The sequence below is a fragment of the Pandoraea cepalis genome, from assembly GCF_902459665.1.
Taxonomy (GTDB): Bacteria; Pseudomonadota; Gammaproteobacteria; order Burkholderiales; family Burkholderiaceae; genus Pandoraea; species Pandoraea cepalis.
Map to the genome: position 1 here is coordinate 19,085 of NZ_CABPSL010000021.1, position 19,175 is coordinate 38,259.

Here is a 19,175-nt window from a genome sequence, read left to right on the forward strand (position 1 = left end):
GGGGTGAATTTTGCGGTGTTCGACGGCGGCGCACGTCCGCCATCAAGGACCGCGGCCGGACGGTGCCGGCCGCAGGAACTTCAGAGAGTGGCCTTCAGGCCGACAGACGCTCGAGCAGCGTGCGGGGACGCGAGGCGCGACCCACTGCCGCCTGGGCGGCCTCATGCCAGCGTGCCGTCGGCACGTCCGACGGCGACAGCAGGCTATCGAAGCCGCATGCCCACAACATCGCCAGTTGATCCGGCAGCAACGGACCCGCTGCGCGAATCGCCCCTTCGAATTGCCACTTGTCCCGCAGCAGTTTCGCCAGCGTGAATCCCCGCCCGTCGCGCGTCTTCGGGAATTCGATCACGATCAGGTCGAGTTGCGGCAACAGCGGCGCAATACGTGCCGCATCGTCGTGCCCCTGCACGCGCACACCGGCCGGCGCCACGCCCTTCTCGTTCGCGGCAAGCCAGGCGTCGAGCGGCAACACGTCCTTGTTGCCCGGCAGCGCCGCCGTGGCCGACGCGTCGGCGCCGTGATAAGTCCAGACGTCTGCCGCCGGCAGTCCGTTTCGATCAATCAACATTCAAAGCTCCCTTGAATTCTTCTGCCCCAACGCGTCCGAGCGTATCGATGAAGCGCTCGCCCTCGTTTCGCAACGAGAGATATCGTCCGAGAATGTTCTCGATCACCTGCGGCACGTCCTCATAGCTGACGCCCGGGCCGAGAATCTTGCCGACCGCGGCATTCTCGTCGGCCGAGCCGCCCAGCGTGATCTGATAGTTCTCCTTGCCCGCCTTGTCGACACCGAGAATGCCGATGTGCGCGACGTGGTGATGCGCGCAGGCGTTGATGCAGCCGGACACATTGAGCGTCACCGGCCCGATATCGCGTTGCTGCGCTTCGGAGAACCGCAGCGCAATGCGTTGCGCCACCGGTACCGAACGCGCATTGGCGAGCGCGCAGTAATCCAGGCCCGGGCAAGCGATCGCATCCGAAATCAGCCCGATGTTGGCCGTCGCCAGACCGGCCGCCTTCAGGCGCGACCACAGCGCATACAGTTCGTCACGCTTGACGTGCGGCAGCACCAGGTTCTGTTCGTGCGTGACGCGCAGCTCGTTGAACGAATATTGCTCCGCCAGATCGGCCAGCACCAGCATCTCCTGCGCACTGGCGTCACCCGGAATACCGCCGGCCGGCTTGAGCGAGACGACCGCACTGATATAGCCGGGCACCTTGTGCTCGTGCGTGCAGGTATCGACCCAGTGACGGAACGCGATATCGCGCTCGTACGATTGCGCAAACGCCGTCGACTCGCTCGGCAGCGTCTCGAACTCGGGCACAATGAAACGCTCGCGAATCCCCTCGACGACGGCATCGCCCAACGGCCGATGCGTGAGCGCAATGCGCGCGAACTCTTCCTCGATCATCTCGATGAACTTCGCGGGCTGCATTTCCTTGATGAGGATCTTGATGCGCGCCTTATAGATGTTGTCACGTCGACCCAGCGCGTTGTACACCCGCAGGATCGCCTCGACGAAACGCAACAGATCCGCTTCGGGCAACCACTCGCGCACAAGCGTGCCGACGATCGGCGTGCGTCCCAAGCCACCGCCCGCGTAGATCTGGAATCCCACTTCGCCACGATCGTTGGTACGCGCCAGAATGCCAATGTCGTGAAAGCGCACGGCGGCACGGTCGGCCTGGCCACCCGTGATCGCGATCTTGAACTTGCGCGGCAGATAGGTGAATTCCGGATGGTCGGTCGACCATTGACGCAAGATCTCGGCATACACGCGCGGGTCGAGGACTTCGTCCTTCGCGGCGCCGGCGAACTGGTCGGTCGTCACGTTGCGAATGCAGTTGCCGCTCGTCTGGATGGCGTGCAGGTCCACGTCGGCCAACGCCGACAGGATTTCGGGCGAGTCGGAGAGCGTCGGCCAGTTGAACTGAAGGTTCTGGCGCGTGGTGAAGTGGCCGTAGCCCTTGTCGTAGCGGGTCGCCACATAGGCGAGCTGACGCATCTGAATGCCGCTCAGCGTTCCGTACGGAATGGCAACGCGCAACATGTAACCGTGCAGTTGCAGGTACAGGCCGTTCATCAGGCGATAGACCTTGAAATCGTCTTCGCTGAGCTCGCCGGACAGACGTCGCGCCACCTTCTGACCGAACTCGTTGGCGCGGTCCTTGAGGAACTCGCGCTCGGACGGGTCATAGCGATAGATGCCGGCGTGCTCCGGGGCAACGGTCAATGCCGGCGCATGCGCCAGCGCCGTCGGCTCACCGCCCTGCTCGGCCTGCTTGCCCAAATCTTCACGCACCGACGGCCCGCGCGAGCGCAGTTGTTCCCGGAAATCTTCCGGCACCGGGCCGGCGTCGCTCAGTTGCGCCGGGCGCGGCATGGGATCGACGATCAGATTGGCGGCCAGCGCGCTTTTCGCAGCCGCTTGCGCCGGCTCGAGTTCCTGCGCGTCGAACACGTGTGCCTGCGCCAGGTCATCGACCCAGTTATGCTGCTTGTCCAGCCAAACGACCAGGCCGTCTTGCAGCCGGTTTGCCGAAATCAGATTGCCTGCATTCATTCAACGCTCTCAATGCTTGTCATCATTTGGTCGCAACTCGCGATTCGACCCGCAGGCTATCAAGACGCGCGCGAAGATACGACCATTTACTAGTTATGTAGACATTACGGGATGTTGTTTGGACTCGGCCGCCCCGCCGGCCCTGACCGGGCCGACGACAGCCCGCCTAGGCATGCACGCCCCCAAGGGCCAAGGGCGCTGGAATGACTTCAAAAATACACTGTATTTTTATACAGTACTCATGCTACATTTCCGATCATGCCATTTCATCGTGAGTGACACCATGAGCGACGCCAAATCCATCAAGTTCATCGTCGTGCCCTATCGCAAGAACAAAGACGGCGTCTTGCAGCCCGGCGAGTTGCGCCAGGCGAGCACCGAATTCGGCGCCGTGCGCATCGCGCAATCGATGGCCTCCGGTTTCGCGGGCATCGCCGCCTACGAAGTGCTGGTCGACGAAGAAGACGGCACGATGGATGCACCGCGCGTGCTTTTCCAGGACGGGGCCATTCCCGCCATGGCCGACTGAGCGCTGACTGGCGTCAGGGTTCGGTGGTGCAGGGTTCAGTGGGGACTTCTTGCGAGATCGTCGAGCAGCGGCACGATGGCCAGCACGATCAGTATCCCTGCGAGCGGAACCGTCGCGACGAAGCCGAGGTGCTTGAAACCCAGCGCCCCGGCCAGCCCGCCCAGGAAGAACATGCCCAGCAACGCGCACAGCAAACGCAGCTTCTGGTGGTCCCCGGCCACGCGCGGCAGATGACGCGCCACCCCGGGCCGATTCCAGTAGCTCATTTTGCCCAGTTCGATGCCGATGTCCGTGACCAGACCGGTAACGTGTGTCGTGCGAATCTCGGCCCGGGAGATCTTGGTGATGATGGCATTCTGCAGCCCCATCACGTAACACAGCAACCCGACGGTGCCCGGCACGTATAACAGCCGCCGATTTTCAAGATTGGCCCCCATCACGCCGAACGCCAGCAGGAGCAACGCTTCGAGCATGAGCGGTACCGCATATTCGCTGTGCGTCTGATGGCGCCGCCCCCAATGAATGAGGATGGACGAGGTTGCGGCACCGAGCAGGAACGCCAGCAAGGCGCTGAATCCGGCCAATACGAGCACGAGCTGCCCGAGCGCCAGATTGTCGGAGAGCGAGGCGACAATGCCCGACATGTGCGACGTGTACTGACCGACGGCAAGAAAGCCGCCCGCGTTGGCGCCGCCCGCCACGAAAGCCAGCGAGCAGCCCAGACGCCGGTTCGCGGCATCGGTGCGCACCGGCTGGGTGAATCCACGTAGAAATTTGATCGGCATGACGCGTGAGTCTCAGGCTTCGCACATGCGGTATTCTAATGCGCGTTGACGCAGCGTCCACGCCAATATCGCGCGCCGACGCCCAGCCTGTATGACGGAGACAACGAAGCATGATCGAGTGTTACGCGTACTTGAGCCGAGCCTTGCCCGATCTCGATCTGCGCGAGCTCGCCAAGATCATCGCCAACTCACGCGGGTTCAACGCCACCTACGGCATCACCGGCGTGCTGCTCTACGATGGCACGATGTTCTATCAATACATCGAAGGACCGAGCGAACCGCTTGCCGATGCACGCCAGCGCATCGAGGCATCGCGTCACCATCGTGACGTCCAGGTGTTGCTCGATGGCACACCGCACACGCCCGGCGCATTTCCGACGTGGAGCCTGGGCTACCTGATGCTCGACCAGCCCGCCCACGCGCTGCAGGCCCTGATGATCCCCGCCGACCACGCCGACCTTGTCGGCGCCTTTGCCGCACTCGCTGCCAAGTCAGACGCGATGTGACCCATCTGGCACCCGAGCAAAAAACGCCGGGCGCCCTGATGCCCCCCCCCAAGCGTCAGACATCCGTCCAACTTTCGGGGTGCCTTTCATGAGCGGCCCGGCGTTTTCCGTCTTTCCGGCGCATGCTGGACATGCGCCAGGGTCACGGCATCGAGATTACTGCTCGATCTGACGGTTCCAGCGCTGATCCCACTGGGCGCGACGCTGATTGATGGCGTCCCAATCCACGGTCGTGATGTTCTTCACCAGTTCGTCGATCTTGCCCAGACGCTTCTGCATCGCGGGCGGCACGGTGGCGTGCGGATTGGTCGGGATGTACGCACCCGCCGCGGCGGCAAGCGTCTGCCCCTTGGCCGAGAGCAGGAATTGCGCAAGCTTCTGCGCCATGGCGTTATCCGGGCTGTTCTTCACGACACACAGGTCGACCAGCAACTGCACGGCACCTTCCTTGGGGGCCACGTACGCCACCGGAATGCCCTTGTCCTGCAGCTCGCTCACGGCCGTCGGCGTCAGCGGGAAGATCGCGGCTTCGCCGGTCTGGATCATTTCCGAGAGCTTGGCCGAATTCGGAATGTACTCGACGACATTCGGGCCCACGGTGGTCGCCCACTTGCTGAAGCCCGGCTCGACGTTGGTCTCGCTACCGCCCCAGATGCGGTTCAGGGCCAGGAAACCATGCAAGCCGAACGTGCTGCTCGACGCCGACTGGAACACCACCTTGCCCTTGTACTTGGGATCGGCGAAATCGCTCCACGACGTCGGCGCGGCCCAGCCCTTTTCCTTGAAGATCTTGGTGTTGTAGCCGATACCGGTCATGCCCAGCTGCACGCCAGCGGCCATGTCGTCCTTCACGCGCGCGAACGGGTACAGCTCCTTGAGCGTGGGCGAATCGTCGAGCTTCTGGCACACCCCCATGCTGATCGCGCGCGCCATCACGCCATCGTCCAGGAACACCACGTGCATCTGCGGGCTGTTTCGATTCGCGAGCAGCTTGGCCAGCACGTCGGACGACGTTCCCGGCACCACCACGACCTTCACATTGTTGGCCTTTTCGAACTCGGGGAAGACCTGCGTCGTATAGGCCTTTTCCATCGAGCCGCCATTCATGCCGACGTACAACGTTTTGGACTGCGACCAGGCCGCGCTGCTCGCGCCCAATGCCAGCGCCGCAGCGCACATGACGACCTTTCGGGATAGCTTCATCGTGGTTCTCCTTGTGTTTCCTGGGTGTGAGGAAGGTAGTGTTGTGACGAACTCGGGACGTACGGGATGCATTTGCCGATCACGCGTCGGTCGTGACCGGCGCGAACCGGTCGACGGCAAACGCCTCGATCGGTGTCGCCGTCTCGCCGTGCGTGACCAGATCCGCCAGCACTTCGCCTACGCCAGGGGCCAGCAGAAAGCCGCCCCCCGAGAAGCCGAAGGCATGCACCAGATGCGGCGTGGTGCGACTCATGCCGATGATCGGATTGTTATCGGGCGTCTCGCCCTCCACGCCGCTCCAAGTGCGAATGAGCAACGCATGGCGCAGCGCCGGCAGCAATGCACAGGCCTCGCGCATCACGGCGCGCGTGGTATCGGCCGACGGCTGGGCGTACTCGCCGTCGCCGGTGCCGCGTCCGCCGCCGATCACACAGTTGCCGCGCTCGACTTGCCGCGCATACACGCCGCCGCCGTACACGCCGAGGTTATGGCCAATGAACTTCGGCAGCGGTTCGGTGACCCACATGTTCGGATAGATGGCATGCATCGGCACCCGCTCGCCGAACGTGCCCGCGATGTGATTCGCCCACGCGCCGGAGGTATTGAGCAGCCAGTCGGCGCTCACGTGCAATGGCTCGCCGTCGACTGGCTTTGCCGCGAGCTGGAAGCGCACGCCATCGTGCGCCACCGAGGTGATCGGCGTACGTTCGCGCACGTGCGCGCCGAGCGCGCGGGCGGCGCGCGCAAACGCGGGCGATACGAGACGCGGGTTCGCGTGGCCGTCGCTCAGACACAGCGAGCCGCCGACGGCGCCGTCGCCCAGCCACGGAAAACGCTCGCGAAACGCCGCCCCACGCAGCACGGTCGAGGCAAGACCGTAGCGGCTGGCCATGGCCGACCAGGCGTCGAGCGGTTCGAGATCGCTCTCGCGACGAGCGAGACGCAAGTGTCCCGAGCGCACGAATTCGCCATCGATCCCGATCAATTCGGGGAGGCGATCCCATAGCTTGCGCGCGCGCATGGCGAGCGGCAGTTGTTCTTCCGGGCGGCCCTGGCAGCGCACGCCGCCGTAGTTCACGCCGCTGGCCTGCGCGCCGCAATAACGCCGCTCGAACAACGCCACACGCAAACCACGCTCGGCCAGCGCACGCGCCGCCGAGGCGCCGACCAGCCCACCACCGGCGACGACAACGTCGTAATGCAGGGTCTCACTCATCGCGCGCCTCCTCGGGAATGGCCGCAACGTTTTCATCGAACAACATCGGCGCGATCGGAATCGGTTTGATCGGGGCCTGCGCCCGCAGACGCCCCGCTTGTGCCAGCGTCTGGCCGCTCTCGCGCGCGAGCAGATGGCAGGCCGCCTCACCGCACATGCGGCCCTGGCAGCGTCCCATGCCGACACGCGTGAGCGCCTTGAGCCGATTGATGTCGGTCACACCGTCCTCCCGCACGCAGTCGCGCAGCGTGCGCGCATCGACTTCCTCGCATCGACACACGATCATGTCGTCAGGCCAACGCGCCGACGGATCGTCGGGCGCCGCAAACGCCTGCTCGATCCCCACACGAAAGCGCCCAATGCTCGCGAGCTTGCGTTCGATGGCGTCGGCGTCGGGCGCGTCGGGCATTGCCGGGGCGGCGATGCCGAGATCCTCGAGCAAAGCAAGCGCCGCACGACGGCCGGCGAGTTCCGCCGCGTCGGCGCCGGCGATACCCGCGCCGTCTCCCGCCACATAGATGCCGGGTTGCGAACTGCGACCGGCGGCGTCGCGCTCAGGTAGCCAGCAACGATTGAGGTCGTCGAAGACGAAACGGCACCCGGCCAAATCGGCCAGTTGTGTCTCGGGACGCAGGCCGAAGCCCAACCCCACGGCGCTACACGCCAACGTGTGTTCGCGGCCGTCGCGCCGCCAGCGAATCGCGCGCACCCCGGCGGCGCCGTCAATGCCGTCGAGCGCGACGCCATGCTCGATGCGCACCCCATGCGCGCGCAGCCATCCCACGTAATAGAGCCCCTTGGCGAGCGTGGCCGGCTGATTCAGCAGCCGCGGCGTGGCCTTGACCTGACCGGCAAACGCGCTCGTGTCGAGCACCGCGGCCACGTTCGCGCCCGCTTTCGCGTACTGGTAGGCCACGAGATACAGCAACGGCCCCGTGCCCGCGAACACCACCTGCTCGCCAATCGCACACCCCTGTGCCTTGAGCGCGACTTGCGCGCCGCCCAGCGTGTACACGCCCGGCAGCGTCCAGCCCGGCAGCGGCAAGACGCGATCGGTCGCACCGCTGGCAATGATCAAATGCGTGAACGGCACGGGTTTTTCCCGGCCGTCGTGGATCGTATGGAGCCGCGCCGGATCACAAGCCCACACGAGGGTCTCGGGTCGATAGTCGACCTGAGGCAAGAGCGCGGCCATGGCGCCGTGGATGGCGTCGGCCTTGGCCGCTTCGAAGCCGTACAGCGCCTGCTTGGTCCGTGTGAAGCCCGCGCCGGCCGGCGGCTGTCGGTAGATCTGTCCGCCCCAGCGCATGTTTTCGTCGAGCACCACTGGACGCTGCCCCGCTGCCGCCAGCGTCTGCGCAGCGCGAATGCCCGCAGGACCGGCGCCGACGATCACGATCTCAGCGTGCTCAAACATGCGAGCCTCCGTGCGCTTCGTCGGCATCGGGCGCCCGCGTGAGAATCCGCATGCCGGCTTGCACCGGTGTCGAACAGGCGCGCAGACGCGTCAGTTGGGCATCGCCACCGGTGCCAGACGCCGTCTCGCAGCGCACCCAGCAATCCTGGCATGCACCGATCAGGCAAAAACCGGCGCGCGGTGCGCCGCCGAATTCACTGATCCGGACATGGCGCTGGTGCATGAGGATGGCCGTGAGCAGCGTGTCGCCCGCGAGTGCCTGCACCGGGGCGCCGTCGAGATAGAAAGTGACGGGCGCGCGCGCCGTCTCGACCAGGCGCGCCAATTGCGGATGTCCGGGCGCGCAGGTGTCTTGCGACGCGCGGGAAGCATGGGAAGCGTGAGACATGAGATTCTTCTTGGAGCGCACGTTCAATGCTGACCGATCAGGATGCGGTTCAGGCCGTAGACACGGTCGAGCAGCAACATCGCGCCCAGCGTCACTGCAATGACGAGCGCGGAAACGGACGCCATCATCGGATCGATCGACTCGGTCGCATACATGTACATGCGCACGGGGAGCGTGACCGTCTGCGGCGAGGTGATGAAGACGGACATCGTCAGCTCGTCGAAGCTGTTGATGAAGGCAAGTAGCCAGCCGCCGGTAATGCCCGGCAGGATCATCGGCATGGTCACACGGCGGAAGGTCGTCCATGCGCCCGCGCCGAGCGACGCTGCCGCATGCTCGACACTGCGGTCGAGTCCGCTGATCGACGCCAGCACGAGGCGCATGATGAACGGCGTCACGACGATCATGTGCGCGAAGGTCAGCGCCGCGAACGAGCCGCTCACGCCCAGCATGGCGAAGAAGCGCAGCAGCGCAATGCCGAGCACGAGGCCCGGAATCACCAGCGGCGACAGCAGCAAACCGTTGAGGAAGTTGCGTCCCGGAAAGCGCGCGCGGCCGATGGCCAGGGCGGCGGGCAACGCAATCGCCAGCGAGAGCGTTGCCGACAGGAACGCCAGCTTCAGGCTCGTGAAGAACGACGCGATGAAGTCGGGGTAGTCGAGAATCGCGCGGAACCAGCGCAGCGACACGCCGCGCGTGGGCAGCGAGAGCGTTTGCTCGGGCGTGAACGCGACCAGCACGACGATGATCATCGGCGCGAGGACGAAGAGAATGACGAGCGTATGGAACGCGAGCGCCAGGGGGCTGTTTTTACGCATGATGGCGAGTGGGTTCTGTTCTGCGGGAGACCGTGTCCTGGCCTTAGCCCATGCTGCGCGAATAGCGGCGATCGAGCAGGCGGTAGTACGTCAGCATCACGATCAGGTTCGCTACGAGCAGCAGCACGGCGATGGTCGCGCCCAGCGGCCAGTTCAGCGAACTCAGGAACTGGTCGTACACGGCGGTCGCGGCGACCTTGAGGCGGCGTCCGCCCAGCAGGCTCGGAATCGCGAATGCACTCGCCGACAGGCCGAACACCATCAGACTGCCCGACAGAATGCCCGGCACCAGTTGCGGCAACACAATGCGGCGCAGCGTCGTGGCCGGTGATGCCATCAACGACAGCGCGGCGTTCTCGGTCTGAGGGTCGAGCCGTTGAAGCGACGTCCACACAGGAATCACCATGAACGGCAGCATCACATGTACCAGCGCGACGATGATCGCGAAGTGGGTGTATTCCAGCTTGTACGGGCCCATGCCCAGGAGGCCGAACGTCTGATTGATCAGGCCGCCCGAGCCAAGCAGCATGCTCCAGCCGAACGCCCGCACCACGATCGACACGAGCAACGGCGAGAGAATCACCAGCAAGAAGAGCGAACGCCACGGGTCGCCCATGCGCGAAAGCACATAGGCTTCGAACGTGCCCACCACGGCGCACACCGCCGTGACGGTGAGCGAGATGCCGAACGTGCGCAGAAAGATCGTGTGGAAGTACGCGTCGGACAGTACCTCGGCGTAGTTACCGAACTGGAACGCCGCGATCGGGCCGCTCGACGGATCGAACTGATAGAACGTGAGCGCGAGCGTCATGAGCAGCGGAATGAGCACCAGCGCCACGAACAGCAGCATGGCCGGAGCGCTCATCAACCACATCGGCAGATACGCATGCCAGGGCGCACGCGTCGCCGGCGCCGTCTCGGGGCTGGCCACTTGCAATGTCTCAGCCATGAGCGTGCTCTCCCGCGTTCGGCGTAATGAAGCGCACGGCCTCGGCCTGCCAGTCGAGGCCGACCGGCGCGCCCTCGGCGAGCGGCTCGCCGCCTTCGTTCTGACAACACACGAGCACTTCGCCCAGCGGACTGTCCACGCGGTACAGCCATTGGCTGCCGAGGAAGAAGCGGCTCGTGACCGTGGCCGCCATCCGGCCGTCGGCGGGTGCGCACAGACGAACCTTTTCGGGACGCAGACACAGCGTGATTGCGTCCCCCACGGCCATCACGCGCTCACGCGGCGAGAGGTCGGACAGCCGCGCGCGCTGGGTCAGTTGCGCGCCTATCTCGACATGCAGGTGCTCGTCGTCGCGCGCCGCCACACGGCCGGCCAGCATGTTGGCCTTGCCGATGAACTTCGAGACGAACGGCGTTTGCGGACGCTCGTAGGCACGATACGGCGTGTCGACCTGGGTGATGCGCCCGGCCTCCATCACCACGACCCGGTCGCTGATCGACAGCGCTTCCGATTGATCGTGCGTGACCATGATCGTGGTCGTGCCGATCTTGCGCTGAATCGCGCGCAGCTCGAACTGCATGTCTTCGCGCAGCTTGGCGTCGAGGTTCGACATGGGCTCGTCGAGCAGCAGCACGGGCGGCGCGATCACGACCGCGCGCGCGATTGCCACGCGCTGGCGCTGACCGCCGGAGAGTTCGCGCGGGAAGCGATGACCGAGCGCATCGAGGCGCACGAGGGCCAGCGCCTCGCGAATGCGCGCCTGACGCTCGGCCTTGTCGATACCGCGCATCTCCAGGCCGAAGCCGACGTTATCCGCCACGGTCATATGCGGGAACAGTGCGTAGCTCTGGAACACAATGCCCAGGCCGCGCTTGTTCGGACGCATGTGCGTGATGTCGCGCCCATCGAGGGTAATGCGCCCGGTGGTGGTTTCCACAAAGCCCGCGATCATCTGCAAGGTGGTGGTCTTGCCGCAGCCCGAGGGCCCCAGCAGCGAGACGAACTCGCCCTTCTCCACCGAGAGGTTGACGTTCGAGACGGCGTTCAGCTCGCCAAACGTCTTGGAAACATCCGTCAAAGTCAGAAAAGACATGGTTACGACCTTCGGGCACTTGCGCGCCGCAAGAAATGCAATTGCATCGAACAGTAGCGAGCCAAATTGCCCGCCGCAAGATAACGATTCCGTGAAATGAGATAAATATTCATATTATTTTGTTTGACGGAATATTTGACGAATGAACACATGAATTCATTTCGCGTCACCACCTCGGTACAATCCCTAACCTACTGCGAATATTGGATGTTCTTTACAGCTTCGGTGGATCGCACCTGTTTTCAAAAGGTATTGGCTTACGCTAGTATTCCATTTGACGGAATATTCGAGACAGTAATGAACACCATCGATTCACCCCGCACGCCGACGTCGCCGTCGTCGGACGCGGCTGGCGCGGGCATTCTGCAACGCACCTTTGCCGTCATCCGCGCATTGGGCGACGCCAAGCCCGAGGGCGAGCGTGTGACCCACCTAGCCAAGGCCGTGGGCCTCAGTCAGGCGACGGTGCACCGAATTCTGCATGCGCTCATCGCCGAGCAGGTCGTGGAACAGGACGAGACCTCCAAGCTCTACCGGCTCAGCATCGACTTCTTCGCGATGGCGGCGCAAGCCGGCAACCCGAGCGGCATGCGCACGCTGTGCCGTCCGTCGCTGCTGCGGCTTTGCGCGAGCCTCGGCGACACCATCTTCCTGCTGGTGCGCAGCAGCTTCGATGCCGTGTGCCTCGATATGTGCGAAGGGCCCTTCCCGATCCGCTCGTTCACCGGCGACATCGGCGGTCGCGTGGCGCTGGGCGTCGGCCAGGGGAGTCTGGCGATTCTCGCCTTCCTGCCGGAGGCCGAGCGCGAAGAGATCATTCGTTTTAACGTGCCGCGTTTGCGCGGGTATGGGGTGCTCGACGAGGTCTATTTGCGCACCGAAATCGAGCGTGTGCGTCAATTGGGCTATGCGGGCAGCAACAGCGGCGTGCTCGACGGCATGGCCGGGGTGGCGGTTCCTGTGTTCGACCGCACCGGGCACGCGGTGGCCGCGCTGAGCGTGGGCACGCTCGCCGCCCGGCTGTCGCAGGATCGTCTGCCGATGGTGGTGGAATTGCTGCGACGTCAGGCCGAGTTGATCGGCCCGCAGACGAACCCTTTCGACGTTGCAATGCGCCGCCCGATGCATGGCCTTACACGGGCGCTGACGACAGAACCGCTGGCGTAACTCACGCTGGCCTACCAGGGAGATACTTCGTGGCATCAGGCGAACATCAATATCAGGTCGACGTCGAGTGGACCGGCAATCAGGGCAGCGGTACGTCGGGCTACCGCGCGTACGGGCGCAATCACGACATTCGCGCCGATGGCAAACCGACGATCCCCGGCTCCGCCGACCCCGCCTTTCGTGGCGACGCCGCGCGCTGGAATCCCGAGGACCTGCTGGTCGCGTCCGCGAGCGCCTGCCACAAGCTCTGGTATCTGCACCTGTGTGCCGAAGCGGGTGTGATCGTCGAGCGATACACCGACCACGCCCTGGGCACGATGATCGACACCGCGCAGGAAGGCCGTTTCGCGCGGATCGTGCTGCGCCCGCACGTAACGCTCCGGGCGGGCAGTAACGCCGCGCTGGCGGCCGAACTGCATCATCAGGCCCACGCGAAGTGCTACATCGCCAATTCGGTCAACTTCCCCATCGAGTGCGAGCCGCGCATCGACGTGTTGCCTGAGTGATGGGGTGATGGGGTGATGCGGGTGACCGGGGTGATGGGTTGCCCGCCCCCGGCTTGGCCGGTCATTACGCCGCGAGTTGTTTCGCCAGTTCGGCATCGCGCTGTTGCGCGCGCACGAACGAGTCACGGGCGCGAAAGCGTTCCACGTAGCTCATCACGGCCGGGGTCGGCGGCACGAGCTTGAATTGCGTGAGGAAGTGCATGGCGTTGCCCCACAAGGCATCGGCCGCCGTAAACGACTCGCCCAACCACCACGGACCGTCGTTCTGCGCCAGATGCCGCTCCAGCGTCCACATAACGGCATCGTAGTCGCCATACGGCGAGCGCGAGCGCTCGGCGCCGTCGCGCCCCAGCGACTTGTCGACTACCGCCGGCTCGACACACGAGCCGTAGAACACCATCCAGCGCAGATAGGCGCCGCGGCGCGGATCGCCCGGCATCGGCGCGAGTCCTTTCTCTGGATACAGTTCGGCGAGATACATGTAGACCGCCGCCTGTTCGGTGACGATCGCATCGCCATGACGGATGGCCGGCACCTTGCCCATCGGATTGACGTCCAGATACTCCGAGCCGCGTTGCTCGCCGGTGGCGAAACGCAGCAGATGAAGATCGTGCTCGGCCTGCAGTTCGTCGAGCAGCACCAAAACGCCTGACGAGCGCGTGTTGGGGGCGTGATAGAACGTGATGCGTCGGTCAGTCGTCATGGGCTTGTCTCCAGTCCAGCGCCAGGGGGAGCGGCATGTCCGGGTCGGCAAGGGGCCCAGGCGACCGCCGTCGGATTTCGGGAAATCTTACTGCATCGCGTCGGGCGCTGGCCGACAGGTCCGGCGCCCGCGTGCGAAGATAACGAACGAAACTGTTCCCCGGGCGAGCCGCATTTATGATTTGATACCGCTGAAGCGACGCAAATCGGCTTCCCGCTCACCTGCAGGTGGCTTTCGTGAGCCCCTGTTCTTGATTTTCATACTCGTCTATTGTCGGAGGCGGACGTGCCAGGACTACTTCCCGATGTCGACCGCGAGGGACTCCTCGAATATTCGGTCGTGTATACCGACCGTTCCATCAATCACATGTCGCGGCGCTTTCAAGGCGTGATGCGCGATATTTCCGATACGCTGAAAAACGTCTATCACGCGAAGTCGGCGGTCATCGTCCCGGGAAGCGGGACGTTCGGCATGGAGGCCGTGGCCCGGCAGTTTGCAACGAACAAGAAGTGCCTCGTCATTCGTAACGGATGGTTCAGCTTCCGCCGGTCGCAGATTTTCGACATGGGCGGCATACCGTCCGAATCGACGGTCTTGAAGGCGCGTCCCGTCGAACCGGGAAGGCAAGCGGCCTACGCACCGGCCCCGATCGACGAGGTGGTCGCGGCAATCCGGGAACACAAGCCGGATCTGGTCTTTGCCCCGCATGTCGAAACCGCCTCCGGCATGATGTTGCCCGATGCCTATTTGCGCGCGGTGTCCGACGCGATTCATGCCGTCGGCGGTATGTTGGTCCTGGATTGCATCGCGTCCGGCACGGTCTGGGTCGACATGCAGGCGTGCGGCGTCGACGTGCTGATCAGCGCGCCGCAAAAGGGGTGGAGTGCGCCGCCCTGCTGCGCCATGGTCATGCTCAGTGCGCTTGCCCGCGAACGGATCGACACCACCACGAGCACCAGTTTCGCCTGCGATCTTCGGCAATGGCTGCAGATCATGGAAGCTTATGAGAATGGTGGATTCGCGTATCACGCCACGATGCCTACGGACAGTCTTGCGACATTGCGTGACGTCATGAAAGAGACCGAGGCGTACGGCTTCGACAAAGTAAAAGCGGAACAGCTTGCACTCGGTGCGCGCATTCGCGCACTCCTGACGGAGCACGGATTCAAGAGCGTGGCGGCCGAAGGTTTTCAGGCGCCGGGGGTCGTGGTCAGCTACACCGATGACGACGGCATTCGATCCGGCAAGAAATTCGCCGATGCCGGTTTGCAGATCGCCCCCGGCGTGCCGCTGCGATGCGACGAGCCCGACGACTTCAAGACCTTCCGTATCGGATTGTTCGGCCTGGACAAACTGCACGACATCGACGGCGCGGTGGCCCGGTTCGCCAAGGCATTGCAGAGTATTGTGTAGCGTTTCTCCGGCGCATGCGGGGCGCTAGCCGCCCTCGCATCGACCGGTCTCCAACCTGGGGTGACCGGCCGACGGCGTCATTTCTTGCCAACGCTACCGCCCACCACCTCAATCGCTGAAAGATCCACGAGATTCGAGGGCATCCCGATACCGGGATTGCGGAACATCCGTTTGTTCTGGCGGGGGTAGTCGCAAACATCGTGGGGAAGTCGCTCGCCGACGACGATGCAACGCAAGGTCTCGGAACCGGTATTTCGGATCGAATGCGCCAGACCGCCCTTCCGGTAACCGATGAAATCCCCCGGGCCAATGGCGAATGCCTCATCCCCGATCACGGCGGTTGCCGTTCCACTCAACACATAAACGCACTCGTCTTCGTGATGATGGAGGTGGTACTCCGTCGTTTCACGGCCCGGCTCGACTTCAACAATGTGGAATCCGAACCCGCTAAGCCCGGTCGCGTCGCCCAGCGATTTGTTGGTACGTATTGCATTCGGGTTCCGGAAATGCGTTTTCGTGACGCCATCCATCCCGGCGATGTCTTCGCTTTTGATCAGGTACGTGCTCATTGCAGTAGCGCCTCGTTGTGGACGGTGACGTTCCATTCTATGGGAAGTCGCGCCGCCGCCGGCATGGCAACGTCGACTATCGGCGCCTTCGTTTGAACGCCGTGCTCACGGCGCTCCTGCTGTGCGCCAGCGTGATGTGCCTGTCCCGGGTTAGCACACCACGGCCCGGGCACACTGAGCGCCCCACGATGCTGGCCTCTTGCAGTTAAGGCCGTCGTTTGCACGCCGTGCCGCGCGCCCTATTTCCACTTCGAGCCAAGGGTTTCGAGTCCAGCTTTCTTGAGATCATCTGCCCCCATCACCACGCGAAACTCACAGTCGGCATTGAACGCAAGAAACCATGGCTCCACGAATTTTGGAATCTGCGACGGCTCCTCAAGGTTCACGACGAGAATTGCTCCGCGTGTACCGTTCTGCTCGGTGAAGTAGGCTGCTTCCGGTTTCATCTCTGCGAGAACCCTCTCTATTAATTCTCCGATGGAGCCATCGCGCACAAAACTGTTGAATGGCTCGTGAGGTATTCGTATGTTGAGAAGCATTCGCATCGTCGTTCTCCTTGAATGTGTCCGAAAGGACGCTTCAAGGATAGGAGTTCGTCGCGTTATTGGCTGCGTTATTCAACAAGCAAGCAAAGCGCCATCGGGGACGCTCATGACCCATCTCTGACTGACACCCTCACGGCGCGACGGCATCAGAGCCGAGGATGCTCATCAACGACCTCGCATTGCGCTGGCCCTGATCCTCGTAATTGTTGTTGAACACGACATACACGCGGGCGACTTCCTTGGCGATGACGCGAATCGGATCAACCAGCGCCGCCAGTTCCGCATCGCGATAATCGTAGTTGAAGCGGTCCGACGCGGCGGTGCTATCCCGCACATTCCATGTCGCCTGATTGCGCCCGTGCAGGCGCACGACAGCGGCGAGCGGCGTGGTCGTCGCCCAGACCATCGGGATGCTGTTGGCGAAACCCTGCGGCTCGTCGACCACGGTGTTGACCCAGCCCAACTCGCGCAGCCACGCCAGTGTGGCCTCGCCGTGCGCCCCGTCGAACCAGCCGCGGTGACGAAACTCTGCCGCCACGCCGTAACCCTGCATCCGTTGCGCGCACGCCTCGACGTGCGCGCGGCTCTCACGATTCCCCGTCAGCCAGGGGGGAAACTGAAAATGCACCAGCCCCAGCTTGCCCGCCTGCCGCAACGGCGCGAGCGCTTCGAGATAGCGCCGCCAGATCTCGTCTCTGAGCGCGTCGGGAATGTCCTTGTAATACACGTTCGCGCGCGGGCCCGGCGGTAGCTCGGCCTGCAAATCCCTGGGCAGCGCAATGCGGGGCGTCTGGTGCCCCGTGAGCAGACGGAATGCCTTGATGTTGAAGACGAACGCGCGCGGCGTGCGCTCGGCCCAAAGCTGCGCGTTCGATGCCGACGGCATGGCGTAGTAGCTGCTATCGACCTCGACCATCGGAAACTGGCTCGCGTAATAGCGAAGCCGCGCCTCGGCCGACGCATGCCCCGGCGGATAGAACCGCTTGCACGCAATCAGCGACTTGTCCGTCCACGACGCCGTGCCGATGTACACATTCTGGCCAGCCGTCGCGACGCTTGTCGAGGCATCGGAGGCATTGGAGGCGTCGGGCGTCAGCCAATCAGCCTGCCCCGCAGTGTGCGATTTCACTCGGCTCATGCCAAATCCTCCCGTGGCGGCAAGCGTCGCGTTCGTTGGGTTGCGTCGCGCCAGTATAGGGCTAGCGCGCATGCCGGGGATGGGGACTGGACTGGGACGAACGACTGCCATACTGCGCGCTGATCTGATCCGGCACGCGTTCCCCGCACCGTGCCGTTTATGCGGCCCGCAGCTCACCCTGCGGGTCGCCTTTTTCGGATCCCCGTTTTCGCCACCGGTGCCATCGGCAGTTTCTCGGCCACGCTATCATGGGCCAATGGCCATCACGCCTGTCATCCCGTTACGCCCGCCGAGTGCCCGCCATGACCGAACGCCTGCCCGTCGAACGCTCAAAAGCTTATCGTCTGCTCAATCACGGCCCGACCGTTCCCGTGGGAAGTGCGCACGACAGCGCCCATCGCAGCGCCGACGAGGTCACTGAAGCGATCGCGCAGACCGCCCACGCGCTCTGGCGCACACACGGCACGACGGGTTCCACGTCGTCGCATTTGCCAAGTGACGACAGGCGGGGCAGAATTGACGCCGTCACCGACATCATCGATCGAGAGTCGCCTTTGGCGTCCACCCATCGCGACATGACCGCATCCGAAGCCGACCTCCACGCATCGCATGCCCCCGCTTCCACGCCGCGGCATGGGCCGATACCCGACACGCCCGTTGACGAGGCCGAACGCCTCGCGGCGCTGCGTCGTTACGAAATTCTCGACACGCCCCCCGAGCCCGCGTTCGATCGCGTCGTGCGTCTTGCGTCTTATTTGTTCGGCGCACCGATGTCGCTCGTCTCGCTGATCGACGAGTCGCGCCAGTGGTTCAAGGCGCGCCAGGGCATCGACACGCCGCAGACCCCGCGCTCGATGGCCTTCTGCGCGCACGCGATTCTCGGCGACGATGTGCTCGTCGTGACCGACGCCCGTGCCGACCGGCGCTTCGCCGACAACCCGCTGGTCACGGGAGAACCCAACATCCGGTTCTACGCGGGCGCGCCGCTGCGCACGCCCGAAGGGCATCGCTTGGGCACCCTGTGCGTGATGGACCGCCGCCCCCGCATGCTCGACGACGAGAAGCGCGCGCTGCTCGCGGATCTGTCGGCGCTCGTCGTCGACGCGCTCGAGCTGCGTCGCGTCAATCGAGTGCTTGGCGAGATGGCCATGCGCGACGCGCTGACCGGCGCACTCAACCGCCGCGCCTTCCTGATGCAGGCCGAACGCCTGTTTTCCACCGCACGCGCTCAGCAACGCCGCCTATCCGTGCTGATGCTCGACCTCGACCATTTCAAGCGGATCAACGACGCGTGGGGCCATGCCATCGGCGATCGCGTCATCGTGGAGTTGACGCAGGTAGTGCGCGCCACGCTGCGCAAGGGCACGCCGATCGGCCGTCTGGGCGGCGAGGAGTTCGCAGTGCTGCTGCCCGAGGCAGACGCCCAACGCGCCATGCAGGCCGCCGAACGCCTGCTCGTCGCGATCGGCAACGCCAGCGTGCCCGGACCCAGTAGCGGCGCCAGCGGATCCATCCGCTTTTCCGCCAGCATCGGTATCGGCAGCCTCACCCCGGACGACGCCGAATTCGGCACCCTGCTGCAACGTGCCGACCGCGCGCTGTATGCCGCCAAACAGTCCGGGCGCAACCGCCTGGCCGTGATGTGACCCCCACCCGCGACCGA

The 19,175-nt window shown here is 64.2% G+C and carries 20 protein-coding genes; 6 read left to right on the forward strand and 14 right to left on the reverse strand.

Annotation, left to right across the window (positions count from 1 at the left end):
- Positions 1–94: 94 nt before the first annotated feature.
- Positions 95–571 (reverse strand): DUF934 domain-containing protein, encoded by a 477-nt coding sequence (locus tag PCE31106_RS20585; RefSeq protein ID WP_017233357.1) that lies wholly within the window; start codon positions 569–571, stop codon positions 95–97.
- Positions 561–2,567 (reverse strand): DUF2849 domain-containing protein, encoded by a 2,007-nt coding sequence (locus PCE31106_RS20590; protein ID WP_150564544.1) that lies wholly within the window; start codon positions 2,565–2,567, stop codon positions 561–563. The genes PCE31106_RS20585 and PCE31106_RS20590 overlap by 11 nt, the downstream gene beginning before the upstream one ends.
- 283 nt (positions 2,568–2,850) lie before the next feature.
- On the opposite strand from PCE31106_RS20590, the gene PCE31106_RS20595 reads away from it, so the two are divergent.
- Positions 2,851–3,096: a hypothetical protein gene (locus tag PCE31106_RS20595; protein WP_017233355.1), complete on the forward strand. Its 246-nt coding sequence runs from the start codon at positions 2,851–2,853 to the stop codon at positions 3,094–3,096.
- A 35-nt stretch (positions 3,097–3,131) separates the two neighbouring features.
- Here PCE31106_RS20595 and PCE31106_RS20600 read toward each other — a convergent pair whose 3' ends face one another.
- Entirely contained in the window at positions 3,132–3,881 is a 750-nt protein-coding gene (locus tag PCE31106_RS20600; RefSeq protein WP_017233354.1) for a YoaK family protein, read from the reverse strand.
- Between the two features lie 110 nt (positions 3,882–3,991).
- On the opposite strand from PCE31106_RS20600, the gene PCE31106_RS20605 reads away from it, so the two are divergent.
- Positions 3,992–4,387, forward strand: a complete 396-nt coding sequence (locus PCE31106_RS20605; protein WP_150564545.1) for a BLUF domain-containing protein — start codon at positions 3,992–3,994, stop codon at positions 4,385–4,387.
- A gap of 156 nt (positions 4,388–4,543) precedes the next feature.
- Here the strand turns inward: PCE31106_RS20605 and PCE31106_RS20610 are convergent, their stop codons facing one another.
- From PCE31106_RS20610 to PCE31106_RS20640, 7 genes are all read right to left on the reverse strand, one after another.
- Positions 4,544–5,590 (reverse strand): ABC transporter substrate-binding protein, encoded by a 1,047-nt coding sequence (locus PCE31106_RS20610; RefSeq protein WP_026131833.1) that lies wholly within the window; start codon positions 5,588–5,590, stop codon positions 4,544–4,546.
- Between the two features lie 79 nt (positions 5,591–5,669).
- A complete protein-coding gene (locus tag PCE31106_RS20615; protein ID WP_150564546.1) occupies positions 5,670–6,806 on the reverse strand; it encodes an NAD(P)/FAD-dependent oxidoreductase in 1,137 nt (378 codons plus the stop codon).
- The gene (locus PCE31106_RS20620) at positions 6,799–8,223 is read right to left on the reverse strand and encodes an FAD/NAD(P)-dependent oxidoreductase (RefSeq protein ID WP_150564547.1); all 1,425 of its coding nucleotides are present in this window, start codon (positions 8,221–8,223) and stop codon (positions 6,799–6,801) included. Before PCE31106_RS20620 ends, PCE31106_RS20615 begins: the two co-directional genes overlap by 8 nt.
- A complete protein-coding gene (locus tag PCE31106_RS20625; protein ID WP_017233349.1) occupies positions 8,216–8,611 on the reverse strand; it encodes a (2Fe-2S)-binding protein in 396 nt (131 codons plus the stop codon). The genes PCE31106_RS20620 and PCE31106_RS20625 overlap by 8 nt, the downstream gene beginning before the upstream one ends.
- Before the next feature lie 23 nt (positions 8,612–8,634).
- Positions 8,635–9,429 carry an ABC transporter permease gene (locus PCE31106_RS20630; protein ID WP_017233348.1) on the reverse strand — a complete coding sequence of 265 codons (795 nt, stop codon included), beginning with the start codon at positions 9,427–9,429 and terminating at the stop codon, positions 8,635–8,637.
- 43 nt (positions 9,430–9,472) lie between these two features.
- Positions 9,473–10,378, reverse strand: a complete 906-nt coding sequence (locus tag PCE31106_RS20635; RefSeq protein ID WP_017233347.1) for an ABC transporter permease — start codon at positions 10,376–10,378, stop codon at positions 9,473–9,475.
- The gene (locus tag PCE31106_RS20640) at positions 10,371–11,471 is read right to left on the reverse strand and encodes an ABC transporter ATP-binding protein (RefSeq protein ID WP_017233346.1); all 1,101 of its coding nucleotides are present in this window, start codon (positions 11,469–11,471) and stop codon (positions 10,371–10,373) included. Before PCE31106_RS20640 ends, PCE31106_RS20635 begins: the two co-directional genes overlap by 8 nt.
- Before the next feature lie 297 nt (positions 11,472–11,768).
- On the opposite strand from PCE31106_RS20640, the gene PCE31106_RS20645 reads away from it, so the two are divergent.
- Both PCE31106_RS20645 and PCE31106_RS20650 read left to right on the forward strand, forming a co-directional pair.
- Entirely contained in the window at positions 11,769–12,638 is an 870-nt protein-coding gene (locus PCE31106_RS20645) for an IclR family transcriptional regulator (RefSeq protein WP_017233345.1), read from the forward strand.
- Between the two features lie 29 nt (positions 12,639–12,667).
- On the forward strand, positions 12,668–13,144 hold the full coding sequence (locus PCE31106_RS20650) for an OsmC family protein (protein ID WP_150564548.1): 477 nt from the start codon (positions 12,668–12,670) through the stop codon (positions 13,142–13,144).
- Between the two features lie 64 nt (positions 13,145–13,208).
- Here the strand turns inward: PCE31106_RS20650 and PCE31106_RS20655 are convergent, their stop codons facing one another.
- Complete coding sequence (locus PCE31106_RS20655; RefSeq protein WP_017233343.1) at positions 13,209–13,847, reverse strand: glutathione S-transferase family protein; 639 nt, start codon at positions 13,845–13,847, stop codon at positions 13,209–13,211.
- Positions 13,848–14,132: 285 nt separating this feature from the next.
- On the opposite strand from PCE31106_RS20655, the gene PCE31106_RS20660 reads away from it, so the two are divergent.
- Positions 14,133–15,260 carry an aminotransferase class V-fold PLP-dependent enzyme gene (locus PCE31106_RS20660; protein WP_150564549.1) on the forward strand — a complete coding sequence of 376 codons (1,128 nt, stop codon included), beginning with the start codon at positions 14,133–14,135 and terminating at the stop codon, positions 15,258–15,260.
- 77 nt (positions 15,261–15,337) lie between these two features.
- Here the strand turns inward: PCE31106_RS20660 and PCE31106_RS20665 are convergent, their stop codons facing one another.
- From PCE31106_RS20665 to PCE31106_RS20675, 3 genes are all read right to left on the reverse strand, one after another.
- Positions 15,338–15,829 (reverse strand): cupin domain-containing protein, encoded by a 492-nt coding sequence (locus PCE31106_RS20665; RefSeq protein WP_017233341.1) that lies wholly within the window; start codon positions 15,827–15,829, stop codon positions 15,338–15,340.
- Positions 15,830–16,068: 239 nt separating this feature from the next.
- Complete coding sequence (locus PCE31106_RS20670) at positions 16,069–16,374, reverse strand: panthothenate synthetase (protein WP_150564550.1); 306 nt, start codon at positions 16,372–16,374, stop codon at positions 16,069–16,071.
- Positions 16,375–16,504: 130 nt separating this feature from the next.
- Positions 16,505–17,512 (reverse strand): DUF72 domain-containing protein, encoded by a 1,008-nt coding sequence (locus tag PCE31106_RS20675; protein ID WP_150564551.1) that lies wholly within the window; start codon positions 17,510–17,512, stop codon positions 16,505–16,507.
- Between the two features lie 302 nt (positions 17,513–17,814).
- Between PCE31106_RS20675 and PCE31106_RS20680 the strand changes: the two genes are divergently transcribed.
- Positions 17,815–19,158, forward strand: a complete 1,344-nt coding sequence (locus tag PCE31106_RS20680; protein WP_254441227.1) for a GGDEF domain-containing protein — start codon at positions 17,815–17,817, stop codon at positions 19,156–19,158.
- The last annotated feature ends 17 nt before the right edge of the window (positions 19,159–19,175 follow it).